At 71.4% G+C, this 25,980-nt stretch carries 23 protein-coding genes; 16 read left to right on the top strand and 7 right to left on the bottom strand.

What is annotated here, in order from left to right; translation table 11 throughout:
* From ACWD68_RS10210 to ACWD68_RS10180, 7 genes are all read left to right on the top strand, one after another.
* Positions 1–1,026, top strand: a complete 1,026-nt coding sequence (locus ACWD68_RS10210; RefSeq protein WP_451806004.1) for a helix-turn-helix transcriptional regulator — start codon at positions 1–3, stop codon at positions 1,024–1,026.
* Positions 1,027–1,136: 110 nt separating this feature from the next.
* Positions 1,137–1,397 (top strand): hypothetical protein, encoded by a 261-nt coding sequence (locus ACWD68_RS10205; protein WP_351127313.1) that lies wholly within the window; start codon positions 1,137–1,139, stop codon positions 1,395–1,397.
* Positions 1,398–1,407: 10 nt separating this feature from the next.
* On the top strand, positions 1,408–1,602 hold the full coding sequence (locus ACWD68_RS10200; RefSeq protein WP_266756810.1) for a hypothetical protein: 195 nt from the start codon (positions 1,408–1,410) through the stop codon (positions 1,600–1,602).
* Between the two features lie 237 nt (positions 1,603–1,839).
* Positions 1,840–2,124, top strand: coding sequence for a Sec-independent protein translocase subunit TatA (tatA, locus tag ACWD68_RS10195; protein WP_389504106.1), 285 nt, complete (start codon positions 1,840–1,842; stop codon positions 2,122–2,124).
* A 47-nt stretch (positions 2,125–2,171) separates the two neighbouring features.
* Positions 2,172–3,119 (top strand): twin-arginine translocase subunit TatC, encoded by a 948-nt coding sequence (gene tatC / locus ACWD68_RS10190; RefSeq protein WP_451806003.1) that lies wholly within the window; start codon positions 2,172–2,174, stop codon positions 3,117–3,119.
* Between the two features lie 29 nt (positions 3,120–3,148).
* Positions 3,149–4,039: a diacylglycerol kinase gene (locus ACWD68_RS10185; protein WP_451806002.1), complete on the top strand. Its 891-nt coding sequence runs from the start codon at positions 3,149–3,151 to the stop codon at positions 4,037–4,039.
* Positions 4,040–4,079: 40 nt separating this feature from the next.
* Complete coding sequence (locus tag ACWD68_RS10180; RefSeq protein ID WP_451806001.1) at positions 4,080–6,941, top strand: DEAD/DEAH box helicase; 2,862 nt, start codon at positions 4,080–4,082, stop codon at positions 6,939–6,941.
* A gap of 148 nt (positions 6,942–7,089) precedes the next feature.
* Here the strand turns inward: ACWD68_RS10180 and atzF are convergent, their stop codons facing one another.
* From atzF to ACWD68_RS10160, 4 genes are all read right to left on the bottom strand, one after another.
* Positions 7,090–8,754 (bottom strand): allophanate hydrolase, encoded by a 1,665-nt coding sequence (gene atzF, locus ACWD68_RS10175; RefSeq protein WP_451806000.1) that lies wholly within the window; start codon positions 8,752–8,754, stop codon positions 7,090–7,092.
* 119 nt (positions 8,755–8,873) lie between these two features.
* Positions 8,874–12,392, bottom strand: a complete 3,519-nt coding sequence (locus tag ACWD68_RS10170) for a 5-oxoprolinase/urea amidolyase family protein (protein ID WP_451805999.1) — start codon at positions 12,390–12,392, stop codon at positions 8,874–8,876.
* On the bottom strand, positions 12,389–12,988 hold the full coding sequence (locus ACWD68_RS10165) for an urea amidolyase associated protein UAAP2 (protein ID WP_451805998.1): 600 nt from the start codon (positions 12,986–12,988) through the stop codon (positions 12,389–12,391). The genes ACWD68_RS10170 and ACWD68_RS10165 overlap by 4 nt, the downstream gene beginning before the upstream one ends.
* Positions 12,985–13,809 (bottom strand): urea amidolyase associated protein UAAP1, encoded by an 825-nt coding sequence (locus ACWD68_RS10160; RefSeq protein WP_451805997.1) that lies wholly within the window; start codon positions 13,807–13,809, stop codon positions 12,985–12,987. Before ACWD68_RS10160 ends, ACWD68_RS10165 begins: the two co-directional genes overlap by 4 nt.
* Before the next feature lie 222 nt (positions 13,810–14,031).
* On the opposite strand from ACWD68_RS10160, the gene ACWD68_RS10155 reads away from it, so the two are divergent.
* From ACWD68_RS10155 to ACWD68_RS10130, 6 genes are all read left to right on the top strand, one after another.
* Complete coding sequence (locus ACWD68_RS10155) at positions 14,032–14,658, top strand: TetR/AcrR family transcriptional regulator (protein WP_351547047.1); 627 nt, start codon at positions 14,032–14,034, stop codon at positions 14,656–14,658.
* Between the two features lie 316 nt (positions 14,659–14,974).
* Positions 14,975–16,561 carry a sensor histidine kinase gene (locus ACWD68_RS10150; RefSeq protein WP_451805996.1) on the top strand — a complete coding sequence of 529 codons (1,587 nt, stop codon included), beginning with the start codon at positions 14,975–14,977 and terminating at the stop codon, positions 16,559–16,561.
* The gene (locus ACWD68_RS10145; protein WP_266756789.1) at positions 16,558–16,965 is read left to right on the top strand and encodes a roadblock/LC7 domain-containing protein; all 408 of its coding nucleotides are present in this window, start codon (positions 16,558–16,560) and stop codon (positions 16,963–16,965) included. The genes ACWD68_RS10150 and ACWD68_RS10145 overlap by 4 nt, the downstream gene beginning before the upstream one ends.
* Positions 16,962–17,411 carry a DUF742 domain-containing protein gene (locus ACWD68_RS10140; RefSeq protein ID WP_451805995.1) on the top strand — a complete coding sequence of 150 codons (450 nt, stop codon included), beginning with the start codon at positions 16,962–16,964 and terminating at the stop codon, positions 17,409–17,411. Before ACWD68_RS10145 ends, ACWD68_RS10140 begins: the two co-directional genes overlap by 4 nt.
* Positions 17,392–18,012 (top strand): GTP-binding protein, encoded by a 621-nt coding sequence (locus tag ACWD68_RS10135; RefSeq protein ID WP_451805994.1) that lies wholly within the window; start codon positions 17,392–17,394, stop codon positions 18,010–18,012. Before ACWD68_RS10140 ends, ACWD68_RS10135 begins: the two co-directional genes overlap by 20 nt.
* 74 nt (positions 18,013–18,086) lie before the next feature.
* The gene (locus ACWD68_RS10130) at positions 18,087–19,577 is read left to right on the top strand and encodes a cytochrome P450 (RefSeq protein ID WP_451805993.1); all 1,491 of its coding nucleotides are present in this window, start codon (positions 18,087–18,089) and stop codon (positions 19,575–19,577) included.
* On the opposite strand, the gene ACWD68_RS10125 is transcribed toward ACWD68_RS10130, so the two are convergent.
* Together ACWD68_RS10125 and ACWD68_RS10120 are read right to left on the bottom strand one after the other, a co-directional pair.
* Entirely contained in the window at positions 19,571–20,530 is a 960-nt protein-coding gene (locus ACWD68_RS10125) for an RluA family pseudouridine synthase (protein WP_451805992.1), read from the bottom strand. The genes ACWD68_RS10130 and ACWD68_RS10125 overlap by 7 nt on opposite strands.
* A gap of 4 nt (positions 20,531–20,534) precedes the next feature.
* Positions 20,535–22,085, bottom strand: coding sequence for an amino acid permease (locus ACWD68_RS10120; protein ID WP_451805991.1), 1,551 nt, complete (start codon positions 22,083–22,085; stop codon positions 20,535–20,537).
* A gap of 223 nt (positions 22,086–22,308) precedes the next feature.
* Between ACWD68_RS10120 and ACWD68_RS10115 the strand changes: the two genes are divergently transcribed.
* The 3 genes from ACWD68_RS10115 (at position 22,309) to ACWD68_RS10105 (ending at position 24,973) form a co-directional block, all read left to right on the top strand.
* Complete coding sequence (locus ACWD68_RS10115; protein ID WP_451805990.1) at positions 22,309–22,956, top strand: PadR family transcriptional regulator; 648 nt, start codon at positions 22,309–22,311, stop codon at positions 22,954–22,956.
* Positions 22,957–23,183: 227 nt separating this feature from the next.
* A complete protein-coding gene (locus ACWD68_RS10110) occupies positions 23,184–24,200 on the top strand; it encodes an ATP-binding cassette domain-containing protein (RefSeq protein ID WP_451805989.1) in 1,017 nt (338 codons plus the stop codon).
* Positions 24,197–24,973, top strand: coding sequence for an ABC transporter permease (locus ACWD68_RS10105; RefSeq protein ID WP_451805988.1), 777 nt, complete (start codon positions 24,197–24,199; stop codon positions 24,971–24,973). Before ACWD68_RS10110 ends, ACWD68_RS10105 begins: the two co-directional genes overlap by 4 nt.
* A gap of 167 nt (positions 24,974–25,140) precedes the next feature.
* Here ACWD68_RS10105 and ACWD68_RS10100 read toward each other — a convergent pair whose 3' ends face one another.
* Positions 25,141–25,977 (bottom strand): siderophore-interacting protein, encoded by an 837-nt coding sequence (locus ACWD68_RS10100; RefSeq protein WP_451805987.1) that lies wholly within the window; start codon positions 25,975–25,977, stop codon positions 25,141–25,143.
* Positions 25,978–25,980 lie beyond the last annotated feature (3 nt).

Here is a 25,980-nt window from a genome sequence, read left to right as displayed (position 1 = left end):
GTGGCAGGAAAACCGGCCAGGCCCACGAACGCGATCGACCAGACCCGGCGGATGCTCTCCCTGGTGACGTATCTGCGCGAGCGCCCCGGCGCGCGCGTCGGCGATGTCGCCCGGGCCTTCGGGATCACCGAGGACGAGCTGATCTCCGACCTCGACGTGCTGCCGCTGTGCGGGACCAGCTTCCGCGGCGGGGATCTGCTCGACATCGACACCGACGGCGACCGGATCTGGTGGCACAACCCCGACGACGTCGCCGAGCCGCTGCGGATCGCAGCCGACGAGGCGACGGCACTGCTGGTGGCCGCGCGCGCGGTGTCCACCCTGCCCGGGCTGCGCGAGGGCGACCGGCAGGCGCTGCTGCGGGCCACCGCCAAGGTGGAGGCCGCTTCCGGGGAGGCGGCGGGTGCCAGTTCGCGGCTCTCGGTGACCTTCGAGTCCGAGGGCGGCGTCTTCGCCGACGTGGACCGGGCGATCTCCGAGCGGCGCCGGCTGTGGATCCGCTACTACTCGCCCTCGCGGGACGAGCTGAGCGAGCGCGAGATCGACCCGATCCGCCTGGTCAGCGTCGGTCACACCTATGTCGAGGCATGGTGCCGCCGCTCCGAGGCGCGCCGCACCTTCCGGCTCGACCGGGTCGCCGAGATCCGCATCCTGGACGAGCCGTCCGCGCCGCCCGAGGTCGAGCTGCGGGACCTGTCCGAGGGGCTGGTCCAGCCCGCGGCCGAGGACCCCGAGGTGGTCGTCGAGGTGGGTCCGGGCGGGCGCTGGGTCGCCGAGTACTACCCGCACGACAGCGCGGATGAGCTGCCGGACGGCGGGCTGCGTATCACTCTGCGGACCCCCGATCCCACGTCGCTGCGGCGGCTGGCCCTGCGCCTCGGCGGTGACGGCCGGATCGTCTCGCCGCAGGACCTCGCGGACAGTGCCCGCGGCGCGGCCCGCGAGGCGCTCGCCGCCTACGACGCGCCGGAGGGGCTCGAAGGGGTCGAGGACGGGCCGTACGAGAGGCGGGAGCAAGGACTTTGAGCACGTCGTCGACGGCCGGTACGCCGGGAAGGCCGGGCACCTCGGAGAAGTCGGGTGCCGCGCGGGCGGGGACCCCGGGTCGGACGGGGGCGCCCTCGGGTGCGTCGGAGATGTCGGTCGTGACGGCCTTCGCCGGGATGCGAAGGGCGGTCGAGGTCATGTTCAAGGCCGCCTGTCCCGACTGCCGGGCCGGCTTCGAGCTCACGCCGGGCGCCCTGCGCCTGGCCATCGGCGCCAGCAGCCGCACCACGTTCTACTCGTTCACCTGCCCCGAGTGCGGTTCCGCCGTCCGCAAGCCCGCGGGGGAGCGCATCGTCGAGCTGCTCACCGGGGGCGGGGTCCGCACGCTGCGACTGCACTCCACCCTCTAGGGTCGTCGTCATGTTCTGGCCGATGTTTGCGATCGCTGTGGGGTTCCTGGGAATCGCGGTTCTCGGAGTGCTCGCCGTCCGTGTCTTCCTGGAAGCGGAGCGTCTCGGCCGACAGGTGGCCGACTCCGCGCGCCGTATCAACAAAGCCGCCGATGACCTGGAACGGGCCGCTGTCGGGGCCGCTCGCTCTATGGATGCGGTATGAGTCGCTCCATGGATGAGCAATGAGTCACTGCAGCCTGTCAACTTCGTGCCGGGGCCAGGTACGCTCAAGGTCGCGGCCCGGATAACGAGGCGCGGACCGCGAACTGGGAGTACGCACAGGGATTGTCCCGCGTTCACCCCTGAGCGTTACGATCGCTGGCGAAACGACGATCGGACACATGTCCGACCGATCGGACAGCACCCCGACCATGCAGCCTCGGTGAGAAGGTAAAGACTTATGTTCGGAAGGCTCGGAGCTCCCGAGATCATTCTCATCCTCGTCGTCATCATCCTGCTGTTCGGCGCGAAGAAGCTTCCGGACATGGCGCGCTCCCTCGGCAAGTCCGCCCGGATCCTCAAGAGCGAGGCCAAGGCGATGAAGGACGAGGGCAGCAACCCCGCCCCGGCCGGCCCGCCCAGCACCGACGAGCAGCCCCCGGCTCAGCGCACCATCCAGGCCGCCCCCGGCGACGTGACCAGCTCGCGCCCGGTCAACGAGCCGACGGACACGACCCAGCGCTGACGCAGGGCCGGTGATCTCCGGCCCGCCGCATGAGATGAGGATGTGGGTTGCTCAAGTCTGCCCGCAACACGGAGAAGGACCCCGAGGGGCGCATGCCCCTCGCGGACCATCTTCGCGAGCTCCGCAACCGGCTCGCGAAGGCGGTGCTGGCCATCGTCCTGGTGACGATCGTCGCGGCCTTCTACTACAACGACATCATCAACTTCTTCACCAAGCCGGTCCTGGACTCCGTCGGGTGTCCGGAGACCTTCGCCGAGCTGGCGAAGCAGCCCAAGAACCACCAGTGCGCGCAGATCACCATCAACGGTCTGCTCGCCCCGTTCACCCTGGCGCTGAAGGTCTCCCTGATGGCGGGCGTCGTGCTCGCCTCGCCGGTCTGGCTCTACCAGCTCTGGGCGTTCGTCGCACCGGGTCTGCACAGGACCGAGAAGAAGTACGCGTACGCGTTCGTCGCCACGGGTGTGCCGCTGTTCCTGGGCGGCGCCTTCTTCGCCTACAAGGTGCTGCCCACCACGGCGAAGGTACTGATGGAGTTCACGCCGAACGGCGTCAGCAACCTCCTGCCGCTGGACGACCTGCTCGATCTCGTGACGCGCATGGTGGTCGTCTTCGGTCTCTCCTTCGAGCTGCCGCTGCTCCTGGTGATGCTCAACCTCACGGGCATCCTCACCGGTCGGCGCATGCTGGGCTGGTGGCGCGCGATGATCATGGGCATCACGGTCTTCGCGGCCCTCGCCACCCCGAGCACCGACCCGCTGACCATGCTGGCGCTCGCCGGGCCGATCTGGATCCTGTACTTCGGCGCGGTCGCCTTCTCGCTGCTCAACGACCGGCGCAAGCTTCGGCGCGAGGCCGCGGGACCGGCCGACGACGAGGCCTCCGAGCTCGACCTCACCCCTGAGGACATCGGCGAGACCGAGTCCGTGACGGCCCGCGGGGCCCTTCCGGAGCAGGCCACCTCGGACCGGGTCAACGGTTATGACGACGTGACCTGACGAAGCCCGGGACCTCGTAGGGTCAGCCTGTGACCAGCGAGATCACCCTCTTCGTCAACCCCACCGCGGGCCGCGGCCGGGGCGCCCACGCGGCGCAGCCGGCCGCTTCCGCATTGCGTGCCGCGGGATTCTCCGTCCGGACGGTCCTCGGCGAGAACGCGGCGGACGCCCTCACCCTGGCGCGGGAAGCCGTCGCGGACGGGACCGGCGCCCTGGTCGCGGTCGGCGGTGACGGCATGGCGAACCTCGCCCTGCAGGCCGTCGCGGGGACCCGTACCCCGCTCGGTCTGGTCGCCGTCGGCACCGGGAACGACTTCGCGCGCGCCCTCGGCCTGCCCGTGCGCGACCCGGCGGCATCGGGGCGCCTGATCGCCGAGGCGCTCAAGGGCGACCGGTTGCGTGATGTCGACCTGGGCCGGGTGAACGGCAGGTGGTTCGGCACCGTCCTCGCCTCCGGGTTCGACTCCCGGGTCAACGACCGCGGGAACCGGATGCGGTGGCCCGTCGGCCGCTTCAAGTACGACCTCGCCATGCTCGCCGAGCTGGCCGCCTTCCGGCCCTTCCCGTACCGCGTCACCCTGGACGACGGCGAGACCCGGGAGATCGAGGCGACGCTCGTGGCCGTCGGCAACGGATCGTCGTACGGCGGCGGCATGAGGATCTGCCCCGGCGCGGACCTCGGTGACGGGCTGTTCGACATCACGGTGGTCGGGGACTGCAGCCGTACGACGCTGCTCAAGGTGTTCCCGAAGGTCTACCGGGGCACCCACGTCGGTCATCCCGTGGTGACCGTGCACCGGGCGGCCCGTGTCGAGCTCGTCGCCGAGGGCATCACCGGCTACGCGGACGGGGAACCGCTCGGGCCGCTGCCGCTCACCGCGGAGTGCATACCGGCCGCCGTACGCGTCGCGCTTCCCTGAGCTGCGGGGATCCGATGTTTCACAGCATCTGATACGGATAATGATCGTCCTGATGTCAGTGCGTCCCGGTAGTCTCGAAAGCACGATGACAGAGGACCTCTCACCGGCCGAGCGGTATGCGGCAGCACGCAGGCGCGCTGTCGAGCAGGCCACCGCGCTCGCCTCCTTCCGCGAGATGTACGACTTCGGCCTCGACCCCTTCCAGATCGAGGCCTGCCAGGCGCTCGAGACGGGCAAGGGTGTGCTGGTGGCCGCGCCCACCGGCTCGGGCAAGACGATCGTCGGCGAGTTCGCCGTCCACCTCGCCCTCCAGCAGGGCAAGAAGTGCTTCTACACGACACCGATCAAGGCGCTCTCCAACCAGAAGTACTCCGACCTGTGCCGGCGCTATGGCGCGGACAAGGTCGGCCTGCTCACCGGCGACAACAGCGTCAACTCCGAAGCCCCGGTGGTCGTCATGACCACCGAGGTCCTGCGGAACATGCTGTACGCGGGCTCGGGGACCCTCCTCGGCCTCGGCTACGTGGTGATGGACGAGGTGCACTACCTCTCCGACCGCTTCCGTGGCGCCGTCTGGGAGGAAGTGATCATCCACCTCCCCGAGTCGGTGACCCTGGTGTCGCTGTCGGCGACCGTGTCGAACGCGGAGGAGTTCGGCGACTGGCTGGACACCGTGCGCGGCGACACCCAGGTGATCGTCTCCGAGCACCGTCCCGTCCCGCTCTTCCAGCATGTGCTGGCCGGACGCCGGATGTACGACCTCTTCGAGGAGGGCGAGGGCCAGCGGAAGGCCGTCAACCCCGACCTCACGCGCATGGCGCGCATGGAGGCGAGCCGTCCGTCGTACCAGGACCGCAGACGGGGCCGCGCGATGCGCGAGGCCGACCGGGAGCGTGAGCGCAGACAGCGCTCGCGGATCTGGACACCCGGCCGCCCCGAGGTCATCGAGCGGCTCGACTCCGAAGGGCTGCTGCCCGCCATCACGTTCATCTTCAGCCGGGCGGCCTGCGAGGCCGCCGTGCAGCAGTGCCTGCACGCCGGGCTGAGGCTGAACAACGACGCGGCGCGCGCCAGAGTCCGCGAACTGGTCGAGGAGCGCACCGCCTCCATCCCGGACGAGGACCTGCACGTCCTCGGCTACTACGAATGGCTGGAGGGTCTGGAGCGCGGCATCGCGGCCCACCACGCGGGCATGCTGCCGACCTTCAAGGAGGTCGTCGAGGAGCTCTTCGTCCGCGGTCTGGTCAAGGCCGTCTTCGCGACCGAGACCCTGGCGCTGGGCATCAACATGCCCGCCCGCTCGGTGGTGTTGGAGAAGCTCGTCAAGTGGAACGGCGAGCAGCACGCCGACATCACCCCCGGCGAGTACACCCAGCTCACCGGTCGCGCCGGCCGCCGCGGCATCGACATCGAGGGCCACGCGGTCGTGCTGTGGCAGCGCGGCTTCAGCCCCGAACACCTGGCGGGACTCGCGGGCACGCGCACCTATCCGCTGCGCTCCAGCTTCAAGCCGTCGTACAACATGGCGGTGAACCTGGTCGAGCAGTTCGGGCGGCACCGCTCGCGCGAGCTTCTGGAGACGTCCTTCGCGCAGTTCCAGGCCGACAAGTCGGTGGTCGGGATCTCCCGGCAGGTGCAGCGCAACGAGGAGGGCCTCGAGGGCTACAAGGAGTCCATGACCTGCCACCTCGGGGACTTCGACGCGTACATGGTGCTGCGCCGCGAACTCAAGGACCGCGAGACCGAGCTGGCCCGGCAGGGCATGTCGCAGCGCCGGGCCGAAGCGGCCGTCGCCCTGGAGAAGCTGAAGCCGGGTGACGTGATCCATGTGCCGACCGGCAAGTACGCGGGGCTGGCGCTGGTGCTGGACCCCGGGCTGCCCGCGGGCAGGTCGAACGGCCACCGGGGCTTCGAGCAGCACGACGGCCCGCGTCCGCTGGTGCTCACCGCCGAGCGCCAGGTGAAGCGGCTGGCCTCGATGGACTTCCCGGTGCCGGTCGAGGCGCTCGACCGGATGCGGATCCCCAAGTCCTTCAACGCGCGCTCACCGCAGTCCCGGCGCGACCTGGCGTCCGCCCTGCGGACCAAGGCCGGGCACATCGTCCCGGACCGGCACCGCAAGAAGCGCTCCGAGGCCGCCGACGACCGTGAGATCGCCCGGCTGCGCACGGCGATCCGCGCGCACCCCTGCCACGGGTGCAACGACCGCGAGGACCATGCCCGATGGGCCGAGCGCTACCACCGACTGCAGCGCGACACCTCACAGTTGGAGCGCCGTATCGAGGGCCGGACGAACACCATCGCCCGCACCTTCGACCGGATCGTCGCCCTGCTCACCGAGCTGGACTATCTGCGCGGCGACGCGGTCACCGAGCACGGCAAGCGGCTCGCCCGGCTGTACGGCGAACTCGACCTGCTGGCCAGTGAATGCCTGCGCGCCGGTGTCTGGGACGGGCTCGCCCCCGCGGAACTGGCCGCCTGCGTCTCGGCGTTGGTGTACGAGTCCCGGGTCGCCGACGACGCGATGGCGCCGAAGGTGCCGTCCGGCAAGGCCAAGGCCGCGCTCGGCGAGATGGTCCGCATCTGGGGCCGTCTCGACGCGCTGGAGGAGGACTTCGGGATCAGCCAGACCGAGGGTGTCGGCCAGCGCGAACCGGACCTCGGCTTCGCCTGGGCCGCCCACGAGTGGGCGTCCGGCAAGGGCCTCGACGAGGTGCTGCGCGAGGCCGAGATGCCCGCCGGTGACTTCGTGCGCTGGTGCAAGCAGGTCATCGACGTCCTCGGCCAGATCGCGGCCGCCGCGCCCGTCTCGGGCGGCGAGAAGTCGACGGTCGCGAAGAACGCGCGCAAGGCGGTCGACGCCCTGCTCCGCGGAGTGGTGGCGTACTCGTCGGTGGGCTGACGGCCGGCGGCGCCCGGTCGGCGGTGAGCCGAGCACGATGCGGCCGGTGGTGTTCCGTCCTCCCTTCCGGGAGACGGCGCCCCACCGGCCGCGCCCGTTCCGGCGGGGGCGCCGCCGACGGTCCGGGCGGCTCGGCGACCCGGCCGGCTCAGCGGCCCGGGCGGGCGCTCAGATAGGCGCGCCAGCCGCCGTACTCCGTGATGTCGGGCGCGCCGTTCAGCGCGCCGGGTTCGCAGAGGAATCCGGGCACGCGGCTGCCGTCGGCCAGTTCGACGCTGCCCAGCGTCATCGGTCGGGGGAGCGCCGTCAGCAGGCGTCCGAGGCCGTCCGCCGGGAGGTTCCACACCTCGGCCTCGACGGCGCCGCCGCCCGCGCCGACATGGACGAGGCCCGGCTTCGGCGGGCTGGTGTCCAGGGCGTGCAGGCGGTAGACGGCGGCGGTCGTGGTCGTACGGTCGAGGCGCGCGCCCAGGGACAGCAACTGCGTGTTGAGCGGCTGGCCGGACAGATGCGCTCCCACCACGGCGAGGCTCGTCCCCGGCTCCAGCGAGCGGGCGATCCGCGCGAGCCGCTCGTCGGTGAACGCGGGTCCGATCAGCATCACGCCGAAGGGGAGTCCGGCGGGTGTCCGTCCGGCCGGGACGGCGACGGCCGCCAGGCCGAAGAGGTTCGTGGAGTTGGTGAAGCGGCCCAGGCGGGCGTTGGCGCCCAGCGGGTCGGCGGCGACCTCGGCGAGCGTGGGATGGCCGGGCGCGGTGGGCAGGAGCAGCGCGTCCGCGTCGGCCAGTCCGGCGAGCGCCCGGGTGCGCAGCGAGGCCAGCCGCTCCTGATCGGCGTACAGCCGGTGGGCCGGGACGTCCCGGGCACGGGTGATGATCCCCGCGACGGTCGGGTCGAGACCGGCGCCCCCTTCGGCGGTCAGTTTGTCGATGAAGCTCCCCACCGCCGTGTAGCGCTCGGCGACGAAGGCGCCCTCGTAGAGCATCGCGGCGGCCTCGGTGAACGGGGTGAGATCGAGGGTGCGCACCTCGGCCCCGGCCGCCACGAGCCGACGCACGGCAGCCTCGTACGCCTCGGCCCAGCCCTCGTCCAGTTCACCGAGCTGTGCCGTCGGCGGGACGGCGATGCGCCAGGGTCCCGGCGCGCGCTGCTCGAGGGGCGGCAGTGCGCGTCCGGAGGGGGAGGCCAGGTGGGCGAGGGCCTGTTCGGCCTCCGGGAGTGTGCGGGCGAACACGGTCACGCAGTCCAGGGAGGCGCAGGCCGGGACGACACCGGTCGTGGGCACCAGACCGCGGGTCGGCTTGAGGCCGACGATGCCGTTGAACGCGGCGGGGACGCGGCCGGAGCCGGCGGTGTCCGTGCCGAGGGCGAGGTCGACGATGCCGAGGGCCACCGCCACGGCCGATCCCGAGCTGGAGCCGCCGCTGATCCTTTCCGGGTCCAGGGCGCACCGGACGGCGCCGTGCGGAGAGCGGGTGCCGACCAGTCCGGTGGCGAACTGGTCGAGGTTCGTGGTGCCGAGGACGATGGATCCGGCCGCGCGGAGGCGGGCGACCGCGGGGGCGTCGGCCTCCGGGGTGTACGCGTAGGCCGGGCAGCCGGCGGTGGTGGGCAGGCCCGCCACATCGATGTTGCCCTTCGCGGCGAACAGCGTGCCGGCGAGCGGGAGGCGTTCACCGGCGGCGGCACGGGCGTCCATGGCCCGGGCCTCCTGCTCGACCTCCCGCCGGGGGCGCAGGTCGATCCAGATCTCGGGGCGGTCCGCGGCCTCGATGCGGGCGTACGCCATGCGGACTCGGGTGAGGGCGGACATCGGAACTCCTTGTGCTGGGGTGGTTCCCTCGGGTGCGGGCGGGCGGGCGGGCGGGCGGGTGCGGGCGGGCGGGTGTGGACGGCGGCGGGTGCGGGCGCCGGCGGTTCCACGGACGGTGCCTACGGTTCCAGGGGCGCCAGTACCACCAGCGCCGTGCCCGCCTCCACCTGGTCGCCCGGTCTGGCGAGGATCTGCCGGACCACGCCGTCGATCGGGGCGGGGACGCGCGACTCCATCTTCATCGCCTCCAGGGCGAGCAAGGGCTGCCCCGCCGTCACCGTCTCGCCCTGCTCCACGTTCAGCTGCCACACCGAGGCGGCGAACTCGGCCTCGATCAGCCGGCCGCCCTCCGGGACGCTCACCTCGGCGGCCGGAGCCGGTGGGGTCCCCGCCGCCTCCGCGCGGGTGAACTCGCCCGCCGCCTCCCAGGCATCCCGTTCGGCGGAGAACGCGCGGCCCTGTCCGGCCCGGAACTCCGCGATCGACTCGGCGTTCTCGGCGAGGAAGGTCTCGTACGCGGCGAGCGAGAAGGTGCCCTCCTCGACGCGCGGCACGAAGCGGCCGGAGATGATGTCGGCCCGCAGCTCCAGGAGTTCGTCCGCCTCCACCGGGTACCACTTGATCCGGTCGAAGAAGCGCAGCAGCCAGGGCGAGCCCGGCTCGAACGCGCCGCGCTGCTGCCATCCCGACCACACCTGGGTCGTCCGGCCGACGAACTGGTAGCCGCCGGGGCCCTCCATGCCGTAGACGCAGAGGTAGGCGCCTCCGATGCCGACCGAGTTCTCGGCGGTCCAGGTGCGGGCCGGGTTGTACTTCGTGGTGACCAGACGGTGGCGGGGGTCGAGCGGAGTGGCGACCGGGGCGCCCAGGTACACGTCGCCCAGGCCGAGGACGAGGTACTCCGCGTCGAAGACCGTGCGGTAGACGTCGTCCACCGAGTCCAGGCCGTTCACGCGGCGGATGAACTCGATGTTCCACGGGCACCAGGGCGCGTCGTCGCGGACACCTGCCATGTAGCGGGCGATCGCCTCGCGGGTGGCCGGGTCGTCCCAGGAGAGCGGGAGATGGACGGTACGGGAGGGGACGACGAGCCGGTCGCTCGGGGGGAGGGCGCGGACCGTCCGCCGTACGGCGTCCAGGAGTTCGCGTTGGGGCAGACGGCGCGGGTCCGTCTGGATCTGGAGCGAGCGGATGCCCGGCGTCAGATCCGTGACGCCGTCGAGATCCGCCTCCGTGACCGCCTCCATCAGGGCGTGCACCCGCATGCGCAGGGCCAGGTCCAGCTGCATGGGCCCGAACTCGACCAGCAGGTTGTCGTCGCCGCTGCGGCGGTACGTCACATCGCCGTCCCGGGCGAGCACGCCGCCGTCGACGATCGCGGGCCGCTCCGAACCGTCCTCGGCCAGCGGCGCGAAGCGCACCGTGTCGCCGGGGCGGAACTGGCCGAGCTTCCAGCGCTCCGTGCTGACGACGGTCGCCGGACAGACGAAGCCGCCCAGGGAGGGGCCGTCCGGGCCGAGCAGCACCGGCATGTCGCCGGTGTAGTCGACGGCTCCGACCGAGTAGGGCGTGTCATGGATGTTGGACGGGTGCAGTCCGGCCTCGCCGCCGTCCGTGCGGGCCCAGCGCGGCTTCGGGCCGATGAGCCGGACGCCGGTGCGGGCCGAGTTGAAGTGGACCTTCCAGTCGGCCGCGTAGAAGTCGTGGATGTCGTCCTCGGTGAAGAACTCCGGTGCGGCGTGCGGTCCTTCGAGGGCGCCGACCCGCCACTCGGCCGTGAAGCCGGGACGTTCGCCGGACGGCACGGGTGTCCCGAGCGCCGTGACCGCGCCGCCGTGCAGCACGTCTCCGGTCCGCAGGGTCCGGCCCCCGTGGCCGCCGAACCGGCCGAGCGTGAAGGTGGAGGCGCTGCCGAGGAAGGCGGGCACGTCCAGGCCCCCGCCCGCCAACAGGACATAGGTGCGCAGACCGTGTTCGGCGGGCGCGCCGACCTCCAGCACCGCCCCGGCCGGCACGGTCACCGGCTCCCACTGGGCGACCGCGGCCCCGTCCACCGTGACCGGCGCGGGAGCTCCCGTGACACAGACCGTCGTCGCGTGCGTGAACCTCAACGTCGGTCCCTGCAGCGTGCATTCGAGCCCGGGCGCGCCCTCGGAGTTGCCGAGCGACCGGTTGCCGAGCCGGAAGGAGAGGTCGTCCATCGGGCCGCACGGCGGGACTCCGACCTGCCAGTAGCCGGTGCGGCCGGGCCAGTCCTGCACGGTGGTGAGCGTGCCGCCGGACACGACCTCGATGCGCGGGGTGGGATCGCCGACGCGGGCCAGGGTGGCCGTCGAGTGCGCCGCCCGCCGGAAGGACGGTTCGGCGAGCGCGGCCCGGATCAGACCGAGGTTGGTCTCGATACCGTCCACCCGGGTTCTGGCCAGCGCCTCGTCGAGCCGCTCCAGGGCGTGCGCCCGGTCCGGGCCGTACGCGATGATCTTCGCGAGCATCGGGTCGTACGACGTGGTCACCTCGGTGCCCGTCTCGACCCAGCCGTCCACGCGGACGCCGCCGGGAAACTCCACCCGGGTCAACAGGCCCGCGCTCGGCCGGTGTTCGCGCGAGGGGTCCTCGGCGTACACCCGGGCCTCGACAGCGTGACCGCGGGGCGCTCCGGGGTCCCGTACGACCTCGGACTCGCCCCTGGCCAGGCGGAGCATCCAGCCGACCAGGTCGACGCCGTAGATCTCCTCGGTGACCGGATGTTCCACCTGGAGACGGGTGTTGACCTCCAGGAAGTACGCCTCCTCGTGGGCGGCGTCGTACACGAACTCGACCGTCCCGGCGGAGCGGTAGTCGACCGAGGCGCACAACTCGCGGGCGGCGAAGGCGAGTCGGTCGCGCACGGCGGAGGGCAGGCCCGGAGCGGGGGCCTCCTCCAGGACCTTCTGGTTGCGGCGCTGCAGCGAGCAGTCGCGGTCCCCGAAGGTGACGACACGGCCCCGGCCGTCGCCGAAGACCTGCACCTCGACATGGCGGGCGTGCTCGACCAGGCGCTCGAGGAAGACCCCGGCGGAGGAGAACGAGGCGGCGGCGACGCGCTGCACCCGGTCCCAGGCCTCGGTCAGTTCATCAGCCGATCGACATGCCGACATACCGATGCCGCCGCCACCGCCGGTGGCCTTGAGCATCACGGGGTAGCCGATGCGGCCGGCCGCCTCCAGGGCCTCGGGAAGGCCGGAGAGCAGTCCTGTTCCCGGTGCCAGCGGCACCCCCGCGGCCTGGGCCGCCGCCCGCGCCGTGTGTTTGGCGCCGAACAGCTCCAGCTGTTCCGGTGTCGGTCCGACGAACACGATCCCGGCGTCCTCGCAGCGCCGCGCGAACGCCGCGTCCTCGGACAGGAAGCCGTAGCCGGGGTGGATCGCCCCGGCCCCGGTGTCCTTGGCGGCCTTCAGGACCAGGTCGCCGTCGAGGTAGGACTCCTTCGCGGGGGCCGGGCCGAGGCGTACGGCCTCGTCGGCGAGCCGGACGTGGGGTGCCGACCGGTCGGCGTCGGAGTACACGGCGACCGTGCGCAGGCCGAGTTCGCGGGCGCTGCGGATGATCCGGACGGCGATCTCGCCGCGGTTGGTGATCAGCAGGGTGTCGAAGGTCATGCGGACGCCCCGATCGTCATGGCGACCGCCGTCGGTTCGAAGCCGTTGCACGGGTTGTTGATCTGGGGGCAGTTGGAGACCAGCACGATCACGTCGCGCTCGGCGCGCAGCGCCAGCCTGAGCCCCGGTGCGGAGATGCCGTCGACGATGCCGAGGCTGCCGTCCTTCTCGACCGGCACGTTCATGTACCAGTTGATGTTCGAGACGAGGTCGCGCTTGCCGAGGCCGTGACGGGCGCCCTCCGCCAGGAAGTTGTCCACGCAGGCGTGCTGGGACCAGGTGTGGTGCCCGTAGCGCAGGGTGTTCGACTCCTTGGAGCAGGCGCCGCCGACCGTGTCGTGCCGGCCGACCTCGTCCTGGACGACGGTCATCAGCGGGGTGTGCTCGTTCGACATCAGCACACTGCCCGTCGTCAGGTAGATGTTCCCCTGCGCCTGGATCGTGTCGGGCGCGCTGTAGCGGACGGCGGTGTCCTCCGCGGCGTACACCAGGAAGTCGACGGCCTGGTTGCCGTGCAGGTCGGTGACGGTGAGCGTCTCGCCGGCGCGGACGACCGCGGACCAGGCGGCGCGGGCCGGGACGGTGACGTGGGTCATGCGAGCCCCCTCGTGGCAAGGTGTTCGGAGGTGTTGAGGAAGGCGCGGCGGCCCTCGGGGGTGGCCTCCCACAGCGGGTCGCCCGCCGCGGTCGCCCGTGCGCGCCAGGCCAGCACCTCCAGGGAGGTGCTCGTGTAGTCCGGGCGCGGATCGGCCGGATGCGGCACGTTGGCGATCAGCACGGTGACGTCCTGCTCGGCGCGGAGGGTGACGCTGCCGCCGGGGCCGGCCGAGCCGGTGAAGTCCAGTGAGCCGTCGTCGCGTATCTCCACGCCCTGGAAGAAGGAGAGCGAGGGCGGCAGATCGCGGGGCGCGAGCCCGTTCTTGGCGGCGGCCAGCTTGAACAGCTCACGTCCGGCCGGGGACGCGGACTGCGGAGTTCCGTCCCCGTACCGCCCGGTGTTGCGTACGAGCGTGGAGGTGCCGCACAGCGCGTCGTGCCGGCCGGAGGAGTCGGCGACCACGGAGGCGAGCACCCGGCCCTGGTCGGAGAGGAGCAACTGCCCCTGGCCGAGGTAGGCGTTCCACTGGACCTTGACCGTGTCGGCGACGTTCAGGCGCTCCCACGGGCGGTCCGCGACGTACAGCAGGAGGTGCGCGCAGGCGTCGCCCGTGACGTCGGTCAGGCGCAGTTCGGTGCCCCGGGCCAGCACCTTGTGCGTGTAGTTGCCGCCCGCCACGGTCTCCGCCCACACCAGATGGCCCGCCTCGCAGGGCGGCGCCGGCCAGTCGCCCGCGGGGACCACGGGCATGGCCTCGGCGCGGGTTCCCTCCTGGGCTCGGGCGTGATCGCGTGCTCCGTGTGTGGTCGCTGTCGCCATCGCGGGTCCTCCGGCTCCTGGGTCATTTCTGTCGCCCGACAGAAATTAGGGGCGGGGTGGGTCGCGGCCGTGTCCCGGGTGTTGCCGCGCGGTTACCTGTCCCTCACGGAAGGCGCACCCCGAGGGGCGGCCGGGGTCCGCGCCCGCGCACCGCCGCCCGGGGTCCGCCGCACGGGCCGCGGCCACCCGGCGGCGCGCCGTGCGTGTGCGAGGATCGAACGCATGGGAACAGGTGGCGGGCGACGGGTCGGCAGGCCGCGGGCCGCGCAGCGGCCGGACAGCGGGCTGACCCCGCGGGCCGAACTGCTCGACGCCGCCGCCGAGTTGTTCACCACGCGGGGGTACGCGGCCACCACCACCCGGGCCGTCGCCGAGCGGGCGGGTATGCGCCAGGCGTCCATGTACCACTACGTGTCCGGCAAGGAGGAGCTGCTCGCCGAGCTCCTGGAGTCCACGGTCACGCCCTCGCTCGCGTTCGCCCGCGAGCTCCTCGCGGATGACGCGGCGCCGGCGGAGGGCCGGCTGTGGGAGCTGTGCCGCACCGACGTGGAGGTGCTCTGCGGGGGCCCGCACAACCTCGGCGGCCTCTATCTGCTGCCCGAGGTACGCGCCGAACGCTTCGCCGGCTTCCATGCCGTACGGGCCGAGCTCAAGGACACCTACCGCCAGTTGCTCGCCGCCACGGCGGCCGGCGGCGCGCTCGCCAAGAGTGAGCTGGATCTGCGGACGGATCTGCTGTTCGGGCTGATCGAGGGAGTCATCCTCGTGCACCGCTCCGATCCGCAGCGCCCGGTGTCGGCCTTCGCCGAGGCCACGGCGGACGCGGCGCTGCGCATCGCCGGAATCTGAGGGTCTTCACCGCCGCTTCACCCCGGAGAGGTGTGGATTTCGCCTACCCGGACGTCATCACGCACCGTGTGCGAGTGGGGGCGCAGCGTGCAAATGGGGCCGAGGGTACTCCAGTCGCTTGGGCGATTTCAGGTGCTTGCTGAATATGACACAGCGATGATCCGGTCGGACTAAGCTCGCCCGCAGCGCGCCGAGTTGAGATGTATTCGTGCGCTTGTTCCCAAAAGTTCCGAAGATCGCGTTTGATCCGTTCCGATCCATGCCGTTTCCCCCACAAACCTCCCCCACCCCAGCCGACTTGTCTCAGAGGGCATACATGGTGAGTGTTCAATCGCCTCCCGGTGGCCGTGAACTTCCCTACGCGCGTGTGCTGTTGCTGCCGGCCATACTGATGGCCGTGGCGACCGGCGCCGCCGTCGCCGCGGTGACGGAGCCGGCCCGGGCCGCGGTCGCCCTGTGCGGTGGCTTCGCCACACTGCTGGTCATCGCGATCGGCGGCGAAGCCGTCCGCCGCGGCCGGGTCGCCCGTGAGCTGCGGGCCGACTTCGCGAGCCGCACCGCCTCCCTTGAACAGCGCATCGCCGCGCACGATCAGGAGATCGTGCGCTTCACCCGGGAGATCCTTCCGTACGCGCTCGACCGACTGCACGACGGAGACTCACCCCCGGAGGTGGTCCGCACCCTGGGTCGCGGCACCCCGGAGCACCGCGAAATTCCCAAGTCCCAGCAGGACTTGCTGAAGAAGCTGCTCAAGATCGTCGACGCCGAGGAGTCGATGCGCGACGCCGCGCAGCGCTCCTTCGTCAACATCGCCCGGCGCGTCCAGGCCATCGTCCACCAGCAGAACAACGAACTCCGCGAGATGGAGGAGGACCACGGGCGCAACCCCGAGGTCTTCGACGACCTGCTGCGCATCGACCACGGCACCGCGCTGATCGGCCGGCTCGCCGACTCCATCGCGGTGCTCGGCGGCGGCCGCCCCGGACGCCAGTGGCCCGAGCCCGTACCGCTGTTCAGCGTTCTGCGCGGTGCGATGTCCCGCATCCTGGAGTACCGGCGCATCGAGCTGCACAACATTGTCGACGTCGCCGTCACCGGTGTGTCCGTCGAACCGCTCATCCACGCCCTGGCCGAGCTCCTGGACAACGCCACCCGCTACTCGCCGCCGCACACCAAGGTGCACGTCACGGCCATCGAGGTGCAGACCGGCGTCGCCATCGAGATCGAGGACGGCGGCGTCAGCCTCAGCGACGAGGCCCGCGGCAAGATCGAGGAGCTGCTGCGGCTGGCCGCGGCGGGCGTCGACCCGAACGTGATGGGCCAGGCACCCCGGCTCGGCATGGCCGTCGTCGGACGACTCGCGCAGATGTACAGCATGCAGATCTCGTTGCGGCAGTCCGCGTACGGCGGTGTCCGCGCCGTCCTCGTCGCACCGCGCGACATGCTCACCACCGACTTCGCCCCCGGTCTCGCGCACGGCATCGGAGCCACCTCCGTGGCCGGCATCGACAACGGAGGGGTCGAGGGACCGGCGCGCAAGCCCAAGAAGCGCCGGCCGACCACCGGCCCGCGTATCCCCTCGTCGAGCGGCGACCTCGGCGAGGACGACGTCCCGGTGGTCACGGAGTGGACGCCGGGCGGCCTGCCGCAGCGCCGCAGCCGCGTCAAGGTCCCGCTCAGCCAGCGGTTCGCCGAGGCGCGGGCCGAGCAGGAGGCCGCCGAGGCCACCGGCATCCCGTCCGCATGGTCGCCCGAGCCCACACCCGAGGAGAAGGAACCCGAACCCGGGCTGTGGGTCGAAGCGTTCATGAACGGACTCAAGGGCGACCCGGACCCGACCGCATTCAGCACGGACAACCAGCCGGCACCTGCCGAGGCCGACGACGAGGGGGACCTCAAGTGATCCAGCAGCGAGCCAACTTCGACTGGATGCTCAAGGATCTCGCCGACGGGGTGCCAGGCATCCAGCAGATCGTGGTGCTCTCCGCCGACGGTCTGCGCATCGCCCGCTACGGCGGCGACCCGGACGCCGCCGACCGGGTCGCCGCGGCCTGCGCGGGCCTGCAGAGTCTGGCCGGAGCCGTCGCGGGCGAGATCCCCAAGAGCGACGGCCGGATGCGCATGGTCATCATCGAGATCAACGGCGGCTACTTCTACCTGATGTCGGCCGGAGCCAACGCCTACCTCGCGGTGCTCGCCAACCAGACCGCGGAACCGGGACTGATGAGCAACCGCATGCGCGACCTCGTCGTACGGATCGGCGCCCATCTGACGAGTCCGCCGAGGCGCAACGGGCAGACCGTATGACTCCTCCGCAACGCCGGCGGCGCCAACCCAAGGAGCAGCCCCCGGAACCCCCCGCAACGGGTTCCCCCCTCGTCGGCCCGGAAGGCGACGAGGGGGAGGAGGGCCAGGGCAAACCGAAGAACCCCGAGCGCTTGTACGTGCTCACGGGCGGCGGCGAGGGCGGCGACCGGGCCGCCCTCGACCTGGTGACCCTGGTCGTGGCGCGCGCCGCCACGCCGCCGCCCGCCGCCCAACCGGAGCAGTCGGCGCTGCTGCGGCTGTGCAAGGCCCCCTTGTCCGTGGCCGAGATCTCGGCCTATCTCAATCTGCCGTACAGCGTGGTGACCGTCCTGCTCACCGAGCTGCTGACGGCCGAACTGGTACAGGCGCGCGCCCCGATCGTCCGGCAGGCGCTCCCCGACCGTTCCCTCCTCGAAGCGGTGATGCATGGACTTCAAAAGCTCTGACACCGTCACGGGCCCTCGTGCCGAGGACCACCTGCCGCACACCGCGCAGGCGGCGGTGAAGATCGTGATCGTGGGCGGCTTCGGAGTCGGCAAGACGACCATGGTGGGCTCCGTCAGCGAGATCAAGCCGCTGACGACCGAGGAGACCATGACGCAGGCCGGCATCGGAGTCGACGACAACTACGGTTCCGAGACCAAGACGGCCACCACCGTGGCCATGGACTTCGGCCGGATCTCCATCACGGACCAGCTGGTGCTCTACCTGTTCGGCACACCGGGCCAGGAGCGCTTCTGGTTCCTGTGGAACGGCCTGTTCGAGGGAGCGCTCGGCGCGGTCGTCCTGATCGACACCCGCCGGCTGGAAGTCAGCTTCGACGTGATCGGCCGCCTGGAGGAGCGCGGTGTTCCGTTCGTCGTCGCGATAAACGACTTCCCCGACGCGCCCCGGTACCCGGTCGAGGACCTGCGGGTCGCGCTCGACCTGGCCGAGGAGATCCCGATCGTGAAATGCGACGCGCGCCGCAGGGCCTCGAGCCGCGACACCTTGATGACGCTGATGCGGTTCCTGCATTCGCTGGCGATGACTTCGGCGCGCGTCTGAACGCCGTACGGTGAACGGCACCCGCACGCCAACTCCCTATCCATAGAACGTACTTCAGCTTCGGAGCGATCATTGTGACGACTGAATCCCACTCTTCGACCGGCACGGAGGAACCCCCGTTCGGTCCGCCGCCCGGCTGCCCCGCCCACGGTGCCGGTGCCGGTGTCGGGCCGGGCGGGCTGCGCCGTCTGTACGGGCCCGAGGCGGAGGACCTGGGCGCCCTGTACGAGAAGCTCCGCGCCGAACACGGCGCCGTCGCACCCGTGTTACTCCACAACGACCTGCCGATCTGGGTCGTCCTCGGCCACGCCGAGAACCTGCACATGGTCAGCACGCCCTCGCACTACGCGCGCGACAGCCGGCTGTGGACCGCCGTCCAGGACGGCACGGCGGGCGCCGACCACCCGCTCGCCCCCCACATCGCCTGGCAGCCCATCTGCGCCCACGCCGAGGGCGACGAGCATCTGCGGCTGCGCGGAGCGGTCACCGGCGCCATGACGACCATCGACTTCCGCAGTCTGCGGCGCTACATCAACCGCGCGACGCAGCGCCTGGTCAACGAGTTCTGCGAACTCGGCGAGGCCGACCTGGTCGGGCAGTTCGCCGAGCATCTGCCGATGTCCGTGCTGTGCGAGATCATCGGCATGCCCGAGGACTACAACGACCGCATGGTGCAGGCCACCCGCGACCTGCTCAAGGGCACCGAAACCGCGATCGCCAGCAACGAGTACGTCATGAACGTGCTGACGCAGCACACCCTCCGGCGCCGCGCCGAGCCCGAGGACGACTTCACCAGCCATCTCATCAACCACCCGGCCCGGCTCACCGACGACGAGGTCGCCCAGCACCTGCGGCTCGTGCTGCTCGCCGCGTACGAGGCCACCGCCAACCTCATCGCCAATGTGCTGCGCATGCTGCTCACCGATCCGCGATTTCGTGCCCAGCTGAACGGCGGGCAGATGACCGTGCCCGAGGCGGTCGAGCAGTCCCTGTGGAACGAGCCGCCCTTCAGCGCCGTCCTCGGCTACTTCGCCAAGCAGGAGACGGAGCTCGGCGGTCAGCGCATCCGCAAGGGCGACGGACTGCTGTTCGGGATCGCGCCGGGCAACGTCGACCCCCGGATCCGTCCCGACCTGGCCGCCAGCATGCAGGGCAACCGCTCGCACCTCGCCTTCGGCGGCGGGCCCCACGAGTGCCCGGGTCAGGACATCGGCCGTGCCATCGCCGATGTCGGCGTCGACGCGCTGCTGCTGCGGCTGCCGGACGTCGAACTCGACTGCGACGAGAACGACCTGCGCTGGCGGGGATCCATGTCGTCGCGCCACCTCGTGGATCTGCCCGTGCGGTTCGAGCCCAGGCCGACCCAGGACGTCACGCAGCGGCCCTCCGTCCGCGCGCTGCCCGCCCAGCGGTCCCACTGGCAGGTCATGACGGACGGTCCGGCGCAGGCCGCGCCCGCACCCGAGCCGGTGGCCCCGCCGGCCCCGCCGGTCGCTCCGGCCCCCGAGCCCGCCCACCGGCTCGGAGCCTGGCAGCGCCTCCTTCGGTGGTGGCGCGGCTACTGATCCCCGGGGGGCCCGGCCGACCACACGTCGTACGAGGTCCAGGCCTCCAGCATCCGTCCACTCACGAACCGATGGGCCAGCCCGGTGACCGGATCGGTGAACTCCAGTGCCCGTGCCAGCAGTTGCAGCGGACGCCGGAAGTCACCGGCCGGCACCGGGCCGGTCACCACCGGGTACAGCGGATCGCCGAGGATGGGGACCCCCAACGCGCTCATGTGCACCCGGAGTTGATGGGTCTGTCCGGTACGGGGAGTCAGCCGGTAGCGCGCCAGCCCGTCCCGGTGCTCCACCAGCTCGATCCAGCTGACCGCGTTCGCCTCGCCCGCCACCTCTTGCGCGGCCATCACCCCGCGTTCCTTGAGGATGCGGCTGCGGACCGTGCGCGGCAGACCGAGAGCGGGGTCGTACGGGGCCAGGGCCTCGTACTCCTTGCCGACCAGCCGATCGCGGAACAGCGACTGGTAGGCGCCGCGTTCCCCGGGCCGTACGGTGAACAGCACGAGCCCGGCGGTCAACCGGTCGAGGCGGTGCGCGGCGCCCAGCGCCGGCAGGCCGAGCTCCCGGCGCAGCCGGGCGAGGGCCGTCTCGGTCACATGGCTGCCGCGCGGCGTGGTGGCGAGGAAGTGCGGCTTGTCGGCGACGACGATGTGCTCGTCGCGGTAGACCACGTCCAGCGGGAACGGCACCCGCTCCTCGTCCGGCAGCTCCCGGTGGAACCAGAGGAACATCCCCGGTGCGTAGGCCGCTTCGGCCGTCAGCGGCCGTCCGCCCTCCCCGACGATCAGCCCCTCGTCGATCATCGCGTCGATGACCCCGTCTCCCGCCGCGAGCCGCTCCACCAGATGCTCCCGCACGGTGGCCCAGCTCCCCTCCTGCGGCAGTCTGAGCCGCACGGGGTCGACCCCGTGGCGCTGCGGGAGGGGAGAGGGCGGGATCCTGGGCTTGCGTCTCACCTGGTCAAGCGTACGAGGCCGGGACCACCTCGGGAGACTCCGGCGCCGTCGCCCGCGCCCTGTACGCCCGGTACCCGGCTCCGGCGACCAGCGTCACGGCGAGGAACAGCAGGGTGAACCACTGGAAGTACCAGTGCCCGCCCGCCGGGTCGTACACCGCGGCACGCGGCCAGGCCAGGTTGACCGTCATGAAGAGGCCGTAGACGAGGGCGAGCGCGTTGACGGGGACGCCCCAGCGGCCGAGGGAGAAGAGCGGGGCGCCCGTCTCGTCGGTGCCGTCCGCGGTGAACTCCCCGCGGAGTCGGCGTACCAGCAGCGGTCCGGTGACCATCGCGTACGCGAGGTACAGCATCACGATGCAGGTGGTGCCGATCGCCAGGAACGCGTCAGGGGAGGCGAAGTTCAGGAGCAGCAGGGCGGCCGCGAGGACACCGACGACCAGGGCGGGAGCGCTCGGCATGCCGGTGCGCGGGTCGACCTTCGCGAGACGGCCGGAGAAGGGGAGCTGGTTGTCGCGGGCCATCGAGAAGAGCATGCGGCAGGCGGCGGTCTGGATCGCCAGGGTGGCCACCGCGACGGCCACCACCACATCGGCGAGCAGCGCCCGGCCGACCCCGTCGCCGAGGCTGCTGGTCAGGACGTAGCTCAGGCCGTCGACACCCAGGCGGCCGTTCGTGAGACTGGGGGCGGCGAGCAGTCCGCCGAGCACGATCAGCCCGCCGAGCAGGCCGGCCGCGCCGAGCGCGGTGAGGATCGTACGGGGCGCGGTGCGCCGCGGGTCGCGGGTCTCCTCGCTCATCTCGCCGGCGCTGTCGAAGCCGATCATCACGTACGCGGCCATGAACGAGCCCACCATCAGGGCGCCGAGCAGACCCGTGCCGCCCTCGCCGGTGTGGAAGGTGATGCCGGGGGAGCGCTCGGAGTGGGTGAACAGCAGCACGACGATCAGGACCGCGCCGATGATCTCCGCGGTGACGCCGATCCGGTTGACCGCGGACATCACGCGGTTGTCGAGGATGTTCACCAGCGTGGTCAGGACGAGCAGGACCACGCCGAGGACGGCCGCGTTGGCCGCGCCGTCGGGGCTGGTCGGGGCCGGGTCGTCGCCGATCAGCTGGAAGCCCGACCAGATCGCGGGCAGGACCATCTGCAGGGCGAGTGCCGCCGCGGCGACCACCACGATCTGTCCGATGACCATGATCCAGCCGGCGAACCAGCCGAAGGAGAGGTTCGACAGACGCGAGGACCACTGGTAGATCGCGCCGGAGATCGGATAGCGCGCGGCCAGTTCCGCGAAGCACGCGGCGACCGCGAGCTGGCCGATCAGCACGGCCGGCCAGGTCCAGAAGAAGACCGGGCCGCCGAAGGCGTACCCGAAGGCGAAGAACTGGAAGACCGTCGTGAGGACGGAGATGAAGGAGAACCCGGCGGCGAACGAGGCGTACCGGCCGAGGCTGCGGTGCAGCTCCTGGCGGTAGCCGAACTCGGTCAGGGAGCGGTCGTCGGGGGACTGGGGCGGATCGGGGCGTACGTCGGAGGGGGCGGTGGTGGTCACGGCGACACCTGCCTTCGGCGCGGAAGGGTGAACGGGATTCCTGTCGGGTGACAGAAATTAGGGAGACCCTGTTTCGCCCGCGTGACGCGGCCGTGTCGGCGGCGGGCCGAAGTCCTCACGCGCCCGCGGACCGCTCCGACGCGATACATCGTGTGTCTTGACGCGTGTTCCGGATACGCGATATGTTCGGCTACGGATATTCGGAGACGAGTCGAGAGGCGTGATGGCGATGAAGCGGCGCAAGCTGAGCAACCCGCTGGCGCTCGCCGTCATGACGACGCTCTGGCAGCGGCCGATGCATCCCTACGAGATCGCCCAGACGTTGCGCCGTCAGGGCAAGGACACCAGCACGAAGATCGCTTACGGCTCGCTGTACACGGTCGTGCAGAACCTGGAGAAGCACGGCTTCGTCGAAGTCACCGATGTGGAGCGGCAGGGCAACCGTCCGGAGCGCACGATCTACGGCATCACCGAGGCCGGGCGCGAGGAGATGACCGAGTGGCTCTCCGACCTGATGGCCGTCCCGGCGCGCGAGTATCCGATCTTCGAGACCGCGCTCTCGCTCATGGGGGTGCTGCCTCCCGACGAGGTCGAGCGGCTGCTCACGGAGCGGCTCAACTCCCTGGAGGTGCAGGCCGCGAGCGCCCGCGGCGGCCTGGAGAAGCTGTACGAGACGCTGCCGCGGATCTTCCTCGTGGAGTCCGAGTACCAGCTGCACATGGCCGAGGCGCAGGCGGAGTGGGTCCGGGGTCTCCTCAAGGAGCTCAGGGAAGGCACCCTGCCCGGCGTCGAGGAGTGGCGGAGCTTCCACGAGACGGGGGAGATCCCGCCCGAGTTCCAGGACTTGGAGGAACGCCACTTCGAGCAGTGACCCGAAGAAGAACAGACCCCGGCGGGACTGTTGCACCAGTCCCGCCAGGGTCTCGAACCCCGAACTGAATCCGCCGTGCGGCAGTTCCAGGCGATCGAGGTGCGGCACACCCAGGATAGCCCGGCGCTCTTCACGCGGATCGGCTCGGCAGTCACCCGAGATCACTCGGGAATCCGAGATCACCCGGCTTCATGCCGGACATCCGCTCACTCTGGAGAGCAACCGCCATGAGTAGTACTCGTGCGCCCGCGGTAGAGGCGCGTCAGCTCATCAAGACCTATCCCGGTGACGTCACCGCCCTCAGCGGCATGGACCTCACCGTCGAGCAGGGCACCGTCCTCGGCCTCCTCGGCCCGAACGGCGCCGGCAAGTCCACCACCGTCAAGATCCTCACCACCCTGGCCCGCCCCGACTCGGGCACCGCCACCGTCGCGGGCCACGACGTACTGCGCCACCCGGACCGCGTCCGGCGCGCGATCGGGGTGGTCGCCCAGAGCTCGGGCACCGACCCGGCGGCGACCGGGAGGGACAACCTCCGGCTCCAGGGCAGGCTCTACGGACTGAAGGGCGCGAGCCTGGACCGCCGGGTCGACGAACTCCTGGAGCGATTCACCCTCGCCGACGCCGCGCGGCGCCCGGTGAAGGGCTACTCGGGCGGCATGCGACGGCGCCTGGACGTGGCGCTCGGTCTGGTCCACCGCCCCGAGGTGCTCTTCCTCGACGAGCCCACCACCGGACTCGACCCCGAGGCGCGCACCGCGATGTGGGACGAGATCGCCCGGCTCGCCGGCGACGAGGGCCTGACCATCCTGCTCACCACGCACCACCTCGAAGAGGCCGACCGGCTCGCCGAGCGCGTCGCCATCGTCGACCGCGGCCGTGTCGTCGTCGAGGGCACCCCGGACGAGCTGAAGGGCGAACTGCGGGGCGACGCCGTTCACGTGGAACTGCGCGAGGCGGTCGGCGAGGCCGGCCGTACGCTGCTGGAGGGCAGTCTCGGCGGACTGCCGGGCGTGCATCAGGTGCTGCTCGACGGGCGGCGGATCAGCGTCCGCGCCGACGACGGCGGGGCCGCGGTGCCCGCGCTCCTCGGGGCGCTGGAGCGGGCCGGGGTCGGGGTCGCCGCCGCGACCGTCGCCCGTCCCTCGCTCGACGACGTCTATTTCCGCTACGCGGGCCGCCGTTACTCGGAGGCCGAGGCGGAAGGCACCCGCCCGTTCGTCCTCGCCGGAGGTGCCCGATGAGCACGGCCGTCTCGCAGACCTGGTACATGACGCAGCGTCAACTCATGGTGTTCGCCCGCCAGCCCGCGTACGCGGTCATCACCCTGATCCAGCCGGTGATCTGGCTCTTCCTGTTCGGCAGCCTCTTCAGGAATGTCGTCGAACTCGGCGGCTTCGGCACCACCTCGTACCTGGACTACCTGGTGCCGGGTGTGGTCGTGATGAGCGCCCTCAGCTCCAACATGTGGGCCGGGATGGGCACGTTGGAGGAGATCCAGCGGGGCACGCTCGACCGCTTCCTGACCACGCCGGTCAGCCGGGCCGCGCTGATGAACGGCAACGTCGTCAACAACGGCCTGATCACCGCCCTGCAGTCGGTGGTGATCGTGCTGCTCGGGCTCGCCGGGGGCGCCGACTACCCGGGCGGCATCGGCGGTGTGGCGATCCTGGTCCTCGCCTCGGTCCTGCTCGGCACGATCTTCGGCGCGCTTTCCAACGCGCTCGGCATGCTGGTGCGGGAGCGGGAGTCGATCATCGGCATCAACACCTTCCTGCTGCTGCCGCTGACGTTCCTCTCCAGCGCCTTCATGGCGCCGTCCCGGATGCCCGGCTGGATGCGGCACATCGCCGACTTCAACCCGCTCGACTGGGCCATGGTCGCGGGCCGTTCGGCGATGTCCGAGCACCCCGACTGGGGTGCCGTGCTCGTCCGGTCGGGCGCGCTGCTCGCGCTCGCGGTGGTGGCGGTCTGGTGGTCGATCCGCACGTTCCGGTCGTACCAGCGGTCGGTCTAGTCCGCGGGCGGTCGGCCGGTCTCGCCCACGGGAGGTGGCCGGTCGGCCCACGGGCGGCGGTCGGTCCGGCCCGCGGTCGGCCCCCGCCCGGCCGACCGTACATACGTCAGGAGGCGGCCCGTCGCGCGTGGCCGCCTCCTGACGTATGTACGGGGTGTGAGCGGGCGTCAGGCCGACGCCTCCTGCTCCGCCTCCACCTGGGCGTTCCACGCACGCTTCGACGCCTGCCAGCCGTCCTCGTTGTGGCCGCGGCGCCAGTAGCCGGAGATGGACAGGTCCTCGCGGGCGATCTCCCGCTCGACCCGCAGCAGTTTGCGCAGCTCCTTCACGAAGCCGGCCTCGCCGTGCACGAACGCGTGCACCCGGCCCTCCGGGAAGTCCAGGCCGCGCACGGCCTCCACCAGGGCCGTGCCGACGGGCCGGTCGCCGCGGTGCAGCCAGACGACCTCCGCGTCGGAGTCGATCTTCTGCTCCTCCTCGGGTCCGGAGACCTCGACGAAGGCGCGGACGACGGCGCCGTCGGGCAGCGACTCCAGGGCGGCGGCGATCGCGGGCAGGGCGCTCTCGTCACCGGCGAGCAGATGCCAGTCGGCACCCGTGTCGGGCGCGTAGGCGCCACCGGGGCCCATGAACCGGACGACCTCGCCCGGTTGCACCCGCAGGGCCCACGGCCCGGCCAGTCCCTCGTCGCCGTGCACCACGAAGTCCAGTGTCAGCTCGCGCACTTCGGGGTCCCAGGCACGCACGGTGTACGTCCGTGTCACCGGCCACTGTTCGCGCGGGAACTCCTCGCGGATGCGGTCCATGTCGAAGGGTTCGGGATAGCTGACGCCCAGGGCGCCGAACAGCAGCTTCACATAGTGGTCGGTGCTGGTACCCGTGGCGAACTCCGCCAGGGTGTCGCCTCCCAGCACGACCCGTTGCATGTGAGGGGTCAGCCGCTCGGTCCGCACCACCTTCGCGGAGTGGGGTTTCCGGGGCTTGCGTTCCGGGCGCTCTGCCATGGC

Source organism: Streptomyces sp. NPDC005141 (assembly GCF_053599975.1).
The sequence above is the reverse complement of the archived record's forward strand: the minus strand, read 5'-3'. Positions and strand labels throughout refer to the sequence as shown.